General features: G+C 27.9%; 13 protein-coding genes. All 13 read right to left on the minus strand.

What is annotated here, in order from left to right; genetic code table 11:
• Positions 1-3 precede the first annotated feature (3 nt).
• The 13 genes from G6N05_RS07805 to G6N05_RS07865 all read right to left on the minus strand — a co-directional run bounded on the left by G6N05_RS07805 (position 4) and on the right by G6N05_RS07865 (position 12,211).
• Entirely contained in the window at positions 4-1,689 is a 1,686-nt protein-coding gene (locus G6N05_RS07805; RefSeq protein ID WP_166126348.1) for a DUF6035 family protein, read from the minus strand.
• Positions 1,690-1,711: 22 nt separating this feature from the next.
• Positions 1,712-2,524: an endonuclease gene (locus G6N05_RS07810; RefSeq protein ID WP_166126350.1), complete on the minus strand. Its 813-nt coding sequence runs from the start codon at positions 2,522-2,524 to the stop codon at positions 1,712-1,714.
• An 11-nt stretch (positions 2,525-2,535) separates the two neighbouring features.
• Positions 2,536-4,404 carry an ATP-binding protein gene (locus tag G6N05_RS07815; RefSeq protein WP_166126353.1) on the minus strand — a complete coding sequence of 623 codons (1,869 nt, stop codon included), beginning with the start codon at positions 4,402-4,404 and terminating at the stop codon, positions 2,536-2,538.
• Position 4,405: 1 nt separating this feature from the next.
• Positions 4,406-5,653, minus strand: coding sequence for an SIR2 family protein (locus tag G6N05_RS07820; protein ID WP_166126356.1), 1,248 nt, complete (start codon positions 5,651-5,653; stop codon positions 4,406-4,408).
• A 200-nt stretch (positions 5,654-5,853) separates the two neighbouring features.
• A complete protein-coding gene (locus G6N05_RS07825; protein ID WP_166126359.1) occupies positions 5,854-6,219 on the minus strand; it encodes a hypothetical protein in 366 nt (121 codons plus the stop codon).
• A gap of 293 nt (positions 6,220-6,512) precedes the next feature.
• A complete protein-coding gene (locus G6N05_RS07830) occupies positions 6,513-7,178 on the minus strand; it encodes a recombinase family protein (protein WP_166126362.1) in 666 nt (221 codons plus the stop codon).
• 35 nt (positions 7,179-7,213) lie between these two features.
• Positions 7,214-7,690 (minus strand): DUF488 domain-containing protein, encoded by a 477-nt coding sequence (locus tag G6N05_RS07835; protein WP_166126364.1) that lies wholly within the window; start codon positions 7,688-7,690, stop codon positions 7,214-7,216.
• 9 nt (positions 7,691-7,699) lie between these two features.
• The gene (locus G6N05_RS07840; protein WP_166126367.1) at positions 7,700-8,074 is read right to left on the minus strand and encodes a helix-turn-helix domain-containing protein; all 375 of its coding nucleotides are present in this window, start codon (positions 8,072-8,074) and stop codon (positions 7,700-7,702) included.
• Positions 8,075-8,109: 35 nt separating this feature from the next.
• Entirely contained in the window at positions 8,110-8,832 is a 723-nt protein-coding gene (locus G6N05_RS07845; RefSeq protein WP_166126369.1) for a hypothetical protein, read from the minus strand.
• A 104-nt stretch (positions 8,833-8,936) separates the two neighbouring features.
• Positions 8,937-9,869, minus strand: a complete 933-nt coding sequence (locus tag G6N05_RS07850; protein ID WP_166126371.1) for a phage/plasmid replication domain-containing protein — start codon at positions 9,867-9,869, stop codon at positions 8,937-8,939.
• 32 nt (positions 9,870-9,901) lie between these two features.
• The gene (locus G6N05_RS07855) at positions 9,902-10,234 is read right to left on the minus strand and encodes a helix-turn-helix transcriptional regulator (protein WP_166126850.1); all 333 of its coding nucleotides are present in this window, start codon (positions 10,232-10,234) and stop codon (positions 9,902-9,904) included.
• Positions 10,235-10,326: 92 nt separating this feature from the next.
• A complete protein-coding gene (locus G6N05_RS07860) occupies positions 10,327-11,073 on the minus strand; it encodes a hypothetical protein (protein WP_166126374.1) in 747 nt (248 codons plus the stop codon).
• Between the two features lie 4 nt (positions 11,074-11,077).
• Positions 11,078-12,211: a site-specific integrase gene (locus G6N05_RS07865; RefSeq protein ID WP_166126376.1), complete on the minus strand. Its 1,134-nt coding sequence runs from the start codon at positions 12,209-12,211 to the stop codon at positions 11,078-11,080.
• Between the last annotated feature and the right edge of the window lie 62 nt (positions 12,212-12,273).

The following is a 12,273-nucleotide window of genomic DNA, read 5'->3' on the forward strand; positions in this document are numbered from 1 at the left end:
AATTTAAGATATATTGTTTTCAAATTTTAACTCTTTGAACACACTTGATATTATTTGATTATAACTTAATTCTTTAAAAGGAATAGCAATATTATACTCTTCTAATTTTCTTTTGAAATTTCCTTTTTTATCTTCAATGTGTAAAAAATTATCTAATCCGTAGTACGTTTTAATTGCTTCTAATATTATGAATGCAAAGCTATAATTCTTTTCATTTTTAGGATTAAAAAAATGATTTGCAAGTTGTATTAAACTATAACTATATCCAATTACTTTTTTTTCTTTAATTGATAAAATTGCAACCAATACTCTTTCAATTTTTGGTAATTGCTCTTTATAAACTGAATTACGCCTAATTTTTGTTTTTATTATGGTAATTGATAAGTAATATAGAATTGATAGTCTAAAAGGTACTTTATAGTGGTTTATTTCATTTTTGTATTCGTTGTAAAGGAATGTAATATCTTCATTACTTGGTTCGTATCCATTTTTGAACAATTCATCAATACTTGAACTAATTTCATATAATCTTGATTTGAATATTAGCTGTAATGGACTTAACGCACTATAATTTTTTTCCAACCTATCAAAAAATAAAGCATTCTTATTTTCAAAATCAAGCTGGTCAGCATCAATTTCTTTTTGTCTTTGAGCCTTATATATTTCGTGTTGCTGCTGTCTTTCAATTACTTCTAAACGTATCTTCTCTTGTTTAGCTTCGATTTGTCTTTGTTCTTCTTCCCAAACTTCAATTTCTTGTAATCTTAATTTTTCTTGTTTTGCTTTTAAATTTTTTTCGGCTTCTTTACGCCCTGCAATTTTCTTTTCAACGATTTCCGCAATTTCATATTCGGCTCGGCTTACATCAAAATAATAGACCTTTAAAGTTTCTTCATCAAAAGTCAAATCACTTAAATTAACGTATTTACATTCCCATTCATATTCAATTTTTTCATCCTTCTCTATTGGATTTTGAAATTGACATAACAAAAACAAATCATTGTGTAAATTAGACAATCTAATTGCTTCTTCGTCTAAAACAAAAGCATTTCTGTTATTTGAGTAAAAAATGTCTTTTTGAGTAAATCGTTGTTTATCTGCTTCAATTTCAAAATTTTTAAATACCCAAATTATAAATGATTGATTTTCTTTGTAAAAATGCTGTCTTTCACATATAACATCTAAAAAAGTTGTTGCAAGTTGAATTTCAAAAACTAATTTCTTATTCTTGAAGATTGATGTAACGTCTGGCTTTTTCCATTTAAGATAATCCCTATCACTTTTATTAACCATTTCCTGTTTAGCAAATGAAACTTCGCCTTTAGTATCTTTATTCAAACACAAAAAATCATAAATTAATTGTTTGGTTTCAATATGTAACGCTCCTTCCTTTTGACCATTAAATTTACCTCTTAAAATCCAATCTCTATCTATTTTTGTATCAGTTTTATAAGGACAATCCTCACTGTCTTTAAGGTGTTTAAAATGTGTTATTTTAGCATTTTTACCTATTCCACCTTTTATTTGTACCATTTGTCCACAAACTTCACATACAAGAAAAGGGTCGATTATCTTCTTACGTGCAAATTCACATTTTTCTCTGAAAGGAAAAACTATATTGTCGTCTAATGCTAAAAAAATATCAGCAATAAGTATCTCATCAGTATCAAGATTTTTGACTGATTTCACACTCCTAATATTTTCACTTTCACTAATCAACTAAAACGCCATTTACAAACTCCTCAAATGTGGAGTAATTTTTCACATCCTTTGCCTTTCTATTTCTTCCAAAGGTTGTTTTATCAATTCTGTTATTCAGATATTCAACTAACTTTTCAAAATATCTAATGTCAATATAATTTATGCCAGTTGCTTTAAACTCATTCATAATGTGTTTATTAAAACTTGCCCAATTAAATTTTTCGTTTTTTCTGTTCAATTCAATCTGTTTCCAATCTCCGTATCGTTTAATTAAATAACTGATATAGTTTTTCTTCGTCAAATCTTTTCCTAATGCTCCATCTGGTAACTCAATTTTTGGTTTGACAGACTTTGGTTTGAACTCTGGAAAATATTTTTTTAAAATCATTTCAGACTGTTCAGCGTGTTTAATGATTGTGTCCCAACCCCAATAGTACAAGTGAAATGATAGGTTTTGTTGATTTCTAATTTCATTTACAAATTCTTGCAATTTTGTATCATCTCTAAAAGTAGATGCTAAAATAAATCGGTCAAATTCAATCTTTAAATCTTTTACTTTTTCTAAATCTAACGTAATATCTTCAATCAAATTCTTTCTTAATTCTGTATCTTTTTTTCTAATATCTTTCAATTTGCACTGGATAACCGTTTTGGTTTGAACCGAAAAAACATCAATTCCTTTTTGATTTTGACCCTTTACTCCAAAAGTCTGAAAATCGGTGTTATTGTAGGTATTCGTATTTTCAATTACATTGAATAAATCACATATAAATTCTTCAAATAATTTTTCGTCTTTGAGTGGTGGGAGTTGGTATTTTGCCATTTCTAATTGTTTTAATCCTTCCAGTTATCAATTAATTTCATTGTCTTATTGTCGGGTTCATATTTTTTATCAATTTCACTTACATCAATCATAACTGGAACTTGTGCCGACAAACCAGCCAAAATACACGTTCCAGTAGGTAAAATTGGTAACGTTTCAAATGAAAGCCTATCTAAATATGATACGGTTCTTTCTATTGCATTAATATCATTGTTATTAATCAATCTATGTAAAAAGAAATTATGTAATTGCGAAATTATGGTTGCTGAAATATCGTAAGGGCGTTGGCTTGCTATGGTTAAGAAAACACCAAATTTTCTACCTTCTTTTATAATTTCTTCAAATGTTTCCAGCCTATAATCTTTCCAAGTTTCGCTCTCTCTTTCAGATACTGACGATAAAATATTATGTGCTTCATCAATAATAATATTCAGATACTTTTCTTGTCCGTTCTTTTTATCTTGTTCTTTTAATTCTTTCTTTGTTTCGTATAATTGTTTGCATATTAATAGTGGTAACATTTTTCTCATCTGCAAGTTTACATCTCTCAAAGAAATAACAGTTATGTTTTTTTCTGAAACAAAATCTTGAATTGTTATGATTTTTTTTAAATCGTTTATTCTGGTTGGCGTTCTTTTTATTAATGGCGAAAGGTGTTCAATATTTGAAAAACCGCTTATTATTTCGTGATAATACTGCAAAATAATTCTTAATCTAATTTTGATTAAAAAATCAGTTTGTATTTCATCAAATTCAATTTCATCTAAAATAGGTTCAATCTTATTTAGAACTGATGGTGTCGTGCTTTTATAATAATCATTCCCATTTTCATCTCTAAAATAGAAATTTTTATTTTTACTATGGAAATGTAAACTTTCTCTAATAACACTTAAAACCTCATTAATATTACTATTTGTCAAGCAAACTTCTACATTATACAATAAGTCAATGATTATATTTGTTTTCAAATTATCATCTTCTTTATCAATAATTTTAGCAATCAATTGCTTTAAAAAACTTTTTAAACAATCTTTATCCGTTATCTTATCTTCTAAATATTCGTTATCTATTGCTCTTTGTAAAAATGGTTTTTGTGTTTTTTCTGTTGCTTCTAATACTAACGCCCAAAAATGATGGTCTTTAATATAGGCTTCTGAAATCGGAAATTTATCTTTTGAAATTCTCGTATTCAAACAAAAAATATTCTTATGCTCTTTTTCTAAAATTGCATTATCTTCTATATACTCTCCATTAAAATCTATAAAGTAAAATTGTGCATTTTCTTTAAATTTTTTATTTTCAATGAATTTCAAAAATAATTCTCTGTAAATCTTTGCCAAAGTATAGGATTTTCCACTTCCAGTATTTCCGAAAATTCCAATATGGCTTGCAAATAAATCATTTACACCAACGCTTATTTCTTGTCCGTTTTCGTGAGTAAGTGTACCAATAACAAGCGGTTCATCGTCTTTCTTAACAAAATCATGAACATCTTTAAACTCTTCTCTTTCCAATAAAAAACATTCATTGTTAATTAGTGGAAGTTCTTTAATACCTCTTTCAAATCCTTTTTTACTAAAAAATCCCAGTAAACTAACAATGAGCAACCGTTTTATTTTCTTGTTTTCATTTGTATAATTCTTTTCGGAATATTGTTTGTCTTCAACAATAAATTCGCCTTCAACTTTACCAATTATTTTAGTAAATCCTTTTGTTATTTTGATGTAACTATTAACAGATATATTTCTTAAAAGTTCCCCATCATACAACAAATGAGAACTGTTTTTAGTTTTATCAACCTCAATTTTAATAGTTCTACCCTCAACAGAAGTAACTTTACCAACCTTAAATATAGAATCCTTTTGTATAGATGTTTTCATATTACTTTTCAAAATTTTTTCTTAATAATATGCTTTCTAACAAAGGATTAAAAAGTAACTCATTCATCTTTTGCAAATCAAACTTATCTGTTGGATTTAATAATTCAACATTATGAAAGTCTTTTAAATCAATACGGTCGTTTTGCAAGTTCTGTTTAATATCTTTGGCTTGTTCTGTATATGAGCAAATGAATACTTTTAAGGTAGGGTTTGATTTAATGGCTCTAAACGTAATATCTCTTATATGTTCGTCTGCCATTGAAAAACCCATTACAAATAATACGGAATTTTCTTTCTCCAATTCATTTGCATAAAGTCGAAGCATTTCATAATACGTTTTGTTAAAAGTTGTATCTCTAAACTTATCTTTTGTAGGATTTACCACCTGTAACTTTTCGTATGCTTCAATAAATTCAGCAGTTGATGGAATAGGGGCTTTTTTGGTGGCTTCCTCTATAATTTCTTCAATCGTTAAATCTGTTTTGGTATCGTCCCACTTTTTAGTGCTTAATGAAACTATATCTATCAAATCCGATGTTCCAGCTACTTTAATAACTTTTTTCAATACATCTAATCCTGCAAATTCAATATTTGTGTTTTCTAATCTCCAAGTTACAGAACCGTGAATTTTCAATAAATTAAAAACTGGAATTTCTGCTATATTATCATAATGAAGGCTCTTTTGATAAAATGATTTTTTGAAGTTACTTAAATGAAATTGTTTTCTAAAAACCCCATTGAATCCATCATTAAATTGTAAATCTAAGTCCTCTATTACTTTCTCAAAAAAAACATCGATATTGGTAGTGAATAGATTAACTTGCTTGTTTACGGTGTTACTTCGTCTTTCATATAAAACTTGATTAATGATTCTTAAAAAGTCTTTATACGCTTTATAGGTTTGTTTTAATTCAGAAGACTTTGAACTTAAAGACCAACAACTATCTTCGCCAAATATGAAATCTAAAATATCAATATTGTCTTTCATTGCCACATCAAAATAACTTTTATATAAAGATGCTTTGATGTATTGCTTTAATTCATTAGAAATTTCTTTGTTTTCTTCAAGACCTGTAAGCCAAGTTTCAATGCCTCCTAATGTTCCCATAAAAGGAACAGATAAACCAGAACCAATCAAAAAACTAATATTACAATCTTGAATAATGTTTTTAAAAGTTTCTATTTTCTTCTCCAATGGATTTTCAATCTTTATTTCTTCTGGATCTAGTTGAGGTCTTATTGGACTCATATTTAATAAGATTTCTTAATTTTTAATTTCTGTAATTCTCAAAAATACTGCTTTAAAACAAATTATTAACTATCTAAAAATAGATTTGAATATATTGTTATTAACATTTCTATCTTGATAAAGAATATATTTAACTTAAAACAAAAAAGCATCAATATTTTAATACTGATGCAATTATTTAAAAAGAAAATGTAGTAATATTAATGACAACCTAGCTCTTTCATTTTATCTTCTAAAAAATCCATTAAGTCAATATTTCTTGATGCACTTTTTCCAGTTTTTTGAAGTCTATCCATATTTTCTGCCGTAACATTAAACTCATCTTGTAATCCCTTGCAATCTTTATCTTCAATCAGTTTGTAAATCCTTTCTTTAACCATTGGGTCATATAAAGTCCAAAATTCAGAATTATCTAATTCCATTTCTGATTTTTTTTCATTTTTTACTACATTAGGCTTATTTTCGGTTTTTACTTCCTCTTTTACTTCTTTCTTTCTTGGATTAATTAAATTTCCAATAACTCCTATCGCTATAATTCCAGCTAGGATATAAACAACTTTTTTCATAAAATAATTATGCTTTCAGTTCCAAAAAGCTGTTAAAGTTAGACCATAAAAAAGACGTGGAACTTAATCTATCTGCTTTGGCGGTACTGGTATACCTGTATACAAAATAGAAAAAGCCCACGCCAGACCGACGTGAGCATTAATTCTATTATTCTTGTATACTTTTTAAATTACCAGTTTTCCAAAGCTTGAATAACGATTAACGCTTTATCAATATTTATTTATTTTTTATTTCATTTAATTACCTAGTTGATTTTTACAAAAATATTGTTTTTAAACAAAATTTTAGTGATTTATTTGTTAAAATTACATCTGTTGTGCAAGATTAATACTTGCGATGCTGTAAAATTACCTCCTCTGCTTGCTTTAAATCCATTTTCATTTAAAACCGAAGCGATTTTATTATAGCTTAAATTATCTTTCCTTAGAGAGCTTATAAATGCAGATGCTTTTTTATTGTTTTCATTTACTAAAGCATTAAATTTTCTCACTTCAATACTTCGTGTTCTGGATTTATTAGTTAAATTTTGGGGTGAACCAAGATTTTTACCTCTTGCTTTTAGTTCGGCAAGTGCAACTCTAGTTCTTTGGCTAATCCGTTCTCTTTCGTCCTGTGCTAAAATTGCCATAATACCAATTGTAACAGAATTAGCAGTAGGCATATCTGTACAAACAAATTCAACTTTTGAATCTCTTAATGTGAGTATAAAGGCTGCATTTCTGGAAAGTCTATCAAGTTTTGCTATCAAAAGAATAGCACCAGTAGTTTTGCAATGTGCGATAGCTTTTTTTAGTTGAGGTCGTTCATTATCCTTTCCGCTTTCTGCCTCTTGGTACTCCGCAATTAAAATGTTGTCTTGATTCAAAAATTTTTCAACTGCTGTTTTTTGTGCTTCTAATCCTAAACCAGATTGCTCTTGTTTTTTTGTAGAAACCCTATAGTAGCTTATATATTTCATTTTGTAATGTTTGTTAAAGGTTGGTTTAATAAACTTTATAAAAAATCTAATGAAGTTTGTGCTTCAATTGAACCAGCTTTATTTATGTGTAAAACTGTTATGTCTTTTTCAGCTAGATCCTTTCCGATAAGTTTGTTTCTGTGACAATCTTTGTGATGAGGGCAAGCACATAGTATAGCAATTCTGTAACCTAGTTCAATACCACATTCTAAATCAGAAAGACCCTGCTGATAAGGCAAGGTCTTTCTGGTTTTTTCGTAGTCTGGTAAATTATCTGTTTGTAAGTTCGGGTCTTTTGGTAATCCTCCAAGTTCGTTTCCTTTAAACATGTAACTAATTCCAGAATCTGCTAAATGCTTTTCAAGCACATTTCTATTAAATGCTGGCCTGTATCTGGAAGAGGGGACAGACCTAACATCAACAACTACTTGAATTTGATTGTCTTTTAAGATTTGGATAAATTCGGAAATCGAGAGATTTCCATATCCAACTGTGTAAATACAAAACGTCATAAATTTATTTTAAACTTTCCTATTCAAGATTGCTTCTAACTCTTCATCTGATTTGGTTTCCATTTCCTGTAAGTTAGTATTCACTCGTAACACATTCTCCTGTTCTATGTAACCTCTCTTCTTACCTTTGGTCTTCAAATAGAAAATCGTAGCTGTAGTATTCTTTTCTTGTATCTGCTTTATAAGTGAAGCCTCTGCTAAGTCTAATATACTCTCTCCTAGAGCTTCATAGGTTTCTTTAAACTTCTGATCTTCTTTAAGCCAATTGTAAAAAGTATTCCTAGATATATCAACAATCTTACAAGCTGAATCTACAGACAGGCCAAAACTACTAGCGAATATTTCCAATATCTTAACTTTCTTCTGTTTTGTACTTAGTCTCATCGTCTTCTTTTTTATGTGTAACATTTTGTAACATTTTAATTTAATTCGCACTTATTTATCAAGTCGCAATCCTCGTCTTCTAAATCACACGCCATAGTCCAATACTGATGGTTATCTATGGTTAAGGTTCTATAAATCTGTTTCTCAAAAATTTGGATTGCACCAAAATTCCTAATATGCTTAACTATTGATAAAAACAACTCATCATTACCAAATTCTTTCCTCAAAGTATAAGAATGTGGATTTTTAGGCATCGTTTTAGCAAAATGCCAGTTAGCGGTTTCAAATGATGCTTTGATTGTTTCTAGGGCAATATTATGATGCCCTCTAACTTTATAAACATCATAGCTCCAAAGTTCTTTCTGTTTATTCATAACCGCTTCATCTATCACGACGTTATTGTAGCCGTTCTGCAATAAAAAATTCGCAAAAATGTATCGGTAGCAAAAGTCTGAATCTTCATTCTTATCACAAATAGCAATTTTGTTTCTTTCTCCAGATGCTTCAAGTATTGAGTTACGTATTCTTTCATAGCCTAATCTTTCCAGCTCTTTGTCATATAAAATTAAACAAGCTAGGAAATCCCTAGCTCGTTCGTGATAATAACTTCGATATGTACTTAAACCTCTTATCGTTTTAACTTCTTCTTTCTTTAAGTAATTTCCATAAACTTTACCTGTAATAGAAATGACCTTGTAACCTTCATTAAGTCTAGCTTCAATCTCATTAAAGCTACACAGTATTATTAATTTATCCATCACTTAAAGATAGTGTAATTCTGATTATTTACAAAATAATTCATTGACTTTTAATGTGTTATAAAGTTATTGATAAGTCACTAATAGCCTGTAAATTTTAGAAATCACTCATCTAATCTTTGTAAATGAATTTGCTCAATTTTATAATTGATTTCATTTATACATTCTCCTTCAATATTTTGTTTATTAATTTTCATAATGTTTTTTATTTCTGATTTCCGTCTGCTAAAATATTCTGGCGATAGATTTTTATTCAGTGCTTTTGAAGCATCAATTTTATCCAATACAGCATTTAAACCTCCATATGCCATAACTCCTGCAAAAACAAATTGTTCTTGAAATTTTGCTTTTGAAGAAATTGTTACTTCATCAAAATAAGATTGCCTAATTTTTGTGATGGATTGATAGTCTGCATAAACTAATTCAGCTATTTGATTATAGGTATTTCTATCTGTTAAATTTTCAATTTTCAATTTTTCAATTCCAAGTTTACTAGACATTATTTTAAGATATTTCGTCTTATATCTGAACTCGCATCTCATAATATTTTTGCCAATAAATTCATATGGAATACTATCTCTTTTACTTTTAATTTCTTTTATTTTATCATAAAAATTGAACACTCTTGATTCATTAGAGTAATAGAGTGAATCTGAATCGATGTTACTTCTACGAAAGTACTTACAATCTCCTAAATACCTAAAGTATTCTCTCACTTTTAATTCTGTTTCAAAAGTGTAATGACAATCAATTCTTCTAACTATACCTTGTTGTATTGAAATTCCTAATTTGTCTTCTATCATTTTGAGTGCTAATCCTACTTCTGAAAATGAAAGTGAATAAATATTATTTCTTTTCAAAAGTTTAGGTAGGCTACATTCTACCGTCATAACTTCTCCAACCTTTCTGATTTTTATACAATCAGTAAATCCTACTGAATATCTTACTTCTCCAGTTTCACTATCAATAGTATCAGATTTATCATCTAAATCTTTAATACTCTGTATAGGTAGTTCAATGTAAATAGTATCAAACATAATTGACAAATTCAGTCAATAGTTAATGCTTATTATAGAGAAGCTTTAATTTTGTTCACGGAGTAATTAATTGCTTCTGCATTAATTTCTTCGTTTGTGGATTGTCTGTTACGAAGAAGCCAGTTGTCTATTTCAGCTTTATTGAAGAAAATGTTTTTACCATTTGGCTTGTAATGTGGTATATCGTTTTTTGACGTTAATTTATACAGGTAAAGTTTTGATAATCCTGTATAAGTAGCAACTTCATCAATATTGAAAATTGATTTGTTGGTTAAAGATTGAGCGGTTAGAAGTTGCTCAATGCTTTTTAATTTTGTTCTAATTTCTTCATGAGAAATTTCTTCAAGCAATTCAGATTTTAGCATAATAAATGGTTTTAAATTCACTGCGAAATTGTGCATTTGTGCATTTTAAACCTTTTCACTTAAAATAGAAGTGAACTGTAAAGTGAACTATTTTATATAGCTATTTCTTGTATAATGTTATAAATTGTTCTTTGTTTTTCCTTGCTTAACTTTATTTCTAGTTCAGTATTAATATTTTTAAAATTTTCGGAAAATTCTATACCATTAGGTTTTAAAAAACAAGATTTTAGTAATAAATAATTTTGTCTTTTTGTCTTCTCAATTATAACATCTTGAATATTTATGATAAAATAAAGTAGTTCACTTGCGTTTGATGAGAGCCAAACTATTGGATTTACTATATCTGAAATATTTTTATTATTAAAAACAATAGAAAAATCTTTAAATGAGGTTTTTTTCTCTATTAAATTATTTTTTTTTAGTAAGTTGAATAAAGTATTAATTTTATCGTCTTTTACAATTTTTTTATAAGTTAAAATTGTTTTTTCATTTCTTTTTAACGGTTGATTTTCAAATGAAATAAATTCAGATATTAGGTTTCTTAATTTTTGAATTGCTTTTAAAGTACTACTGTATTCTATATTCTCATTTTGCTTTTCAAAATTTAAAACTTGAATTTCAATTTTATTTAGTTGTTCTAGTTTTGAATATAAAAAATCAATTTTATAAACTGTTTTACCTAATCTTTTGCTATCAATGCTAAAGTTTTCAAATTCATTTTCAAATGTTCCATATAATATACTTTCATTCGCTATACTAATCACTTCTCTTTTGAATAAGCTTTCTTTTATGTTTGCTAAAGAATTATTTATTGGACTGATTAATTTTATAGATTCCATAAGTTTAAATTATATCAAAGTTAGGAATCACATTGGCTGCTTCAATTTTCTTTTGGTCAATAACCTTAGCATAAATTTGAGTTGTGCGTATTTCTTTATGTCCAAGTAATTTTGAAACAACGAATAAATCTGTGCCTCTTGTTATTTGAATAGTAGCATACGAATGTCTTGCACAATGAAATGTTATATGTTTGGTAATTCCTGCTTTTAAAACCCATTGCATTAAAGCAGTATTCATATAAGCTGAGTATTTTATACCTGCAAAAATTTTATCTTCCTTGTTTGTTTCATTTCCGCATAAATCTCTTGCTTGTTTACTGACGTAATGATATTGTAATCCGTTTGTTTTTTGCTGATGAAAATTAATTTTCCAATTTTCTCCCTCTTTATTTAGTTCTGACCATGTAACTTTATTTATATCCGCCCATCTCATACCAGTTAAACAAGAAAACAAAAAAGCACGCTTTAATACATCATACCTGCATTCAGTTTTAAATAAAGCTTGTATTTCTTCAATAGTTAAATATTCTCTTTTGGACTCAATCTCTTTTGGAATTGAAACTTTAAGTGATGGATTTACCAAAATAAGTTCATCGTCAACAGCTGTGTTCAAAGCTGCTCGTAATTTGCAAAAATAGGATATTACTGAATTTGTAGAAAGATTTTTATTAGAACTAGTTTTAGCAGTAATCATCAAATATTTTTTAAAACCTTCACAATACTCTAAATCAATATTTTCAATTGAGTTGTTTTCTCCACCATACTTGATTAAGTGTTTTAGAACACTATCCCAATTTCCATAATTTCCTTTACTTGCTAATCTTTCTTCTGTAAGTTTTCTAAAATATTCTATAAAATTTGCTTTTCCTTTGGAATCAGATTTGAAGCCATATTTACCGTTCAAATAGTCTTTTTCTTTTTCAGAGCGAATTATTTCAATCTTAATTTCGACTTCTTTATTATGTGTTTTTTGTGAAGGCGTTTTAGGGTTGACGTATAAGAAGTAATCCAATTTTGTAGTTACTCTATTAGCTCTAGTGTTTCCATCTTGGTTTATGGTGTAACCTTTGTAGATTTCCAATGACAAGTTAAATTTATCCCCACCTACATTTTTACGTTTTCTAATATGTACTTTCATGTTTGTTACAATTTGCTACAAAGATATAATTAAAAACAAATATGTAGCAAAAAATATTGATA

Source organism: Flavobacterium bernardetii (assembly GCF_011305415.1).
In the GTDB taxonomy this organism is placed as follows: Bacteria; Bacteroidota; Bacteroidia; order Flavobacteriales; family Flavobacteriaceae; genus Flavobacterium; species Flavobacterium bernardetii.

What these genes read in the sequence shown, in the direction of transcription:
- G6N05_RS07810 (WP_166126350.1), bottom strand. Translation starts at nt 2,524, where the DNA reads ATGGCAAAATACCAACTCCCACCACTCAAAGACGAAAAATTATTTGAA.
- G6N05_RS07815 (WP_166126353.1), bottom strand. Translation starts at nt 4,404, where the DNA reads ATGAAAACATCTATACAAAAGGATTCTATATTTAAGGTTGGTAAAGTT.
- G6N05_RS07820 (WP_166126356.1), bottom strand. Translation starts at nt 5,653, where the DNA reads ATGAGTCCAATAAGACCTCAACTAGATCCAGAAGAAATAAAGATTGAA.
- G6N05_RS07825 (WP_166126359.1), bottom strand. Translation starts at nt 6,219, where the DNA reads ATGAAAAAAGTTGTTTATATCCTAGCTGGAATTATAGCGATAGGAGTT.
- G6N05_RS07830 (WP_166126362.1), bottom strand. Translation starts at nt 7,178, where the DNA reads ATGAAATATATAAGCTACTATAGGGTTTCTACAAAAAAACAAGAGCAA.
- G6N05_RS07835 (WP_166126364.1), bottom strand. Translation starts at nt 7,690, where the DNA reads ATGACGTTTTGTATTTACACAGTTGGATATGGAAATCTCTCGATTTCC.
- G6N05_RS07840 (WP_166126367.1), bottom strand. Translation starts at nt 8,074, where the DNA reads ATGAGACTAAGTACAAAACAGAAGAAAGTTAAGATATTGGAAATATTC.
- G6N05_RS07845 (WP_166126369.1), bottom strand. Translation starts at nt 8,832, where the DNA reads ATGGATAAATTAATAATACTGTGTAGCTTTAATGAGATTGAAGCTAGA.
- G6N05_RS07850 (WP_166126371.1), bottom strand. Translation starts at nt 9,869, where the DNA reads ATGTTTGATACTATTTACATTGAACTACCTATACAGAGTATTAAAGAT.
- G6N05_RS07855 (WP_166126850.1), bottom strand. Translation starts at nt 10,234, where the DNA reads ATGCTAAAATCTGAATTGCTTGAAGAAATTTCTCATGAAGAAATTAGA.
- G6N05_RS07860 (WP_166126374.1), bottom strand. Translation starts at nt 11,073, where the DNA reads ATGGAATCTATAAAATTAATCAGTCCAATAAATAATTCTTTAGCAAAC.
- G6N05_RS07865 (WP_166126376.1), bottom strand. Translation starts at nt 12,211, where the DNA reads ATGAAAGTACATATTAGAAAACGTAAAAATGTAGGTGGGGATAAATTT.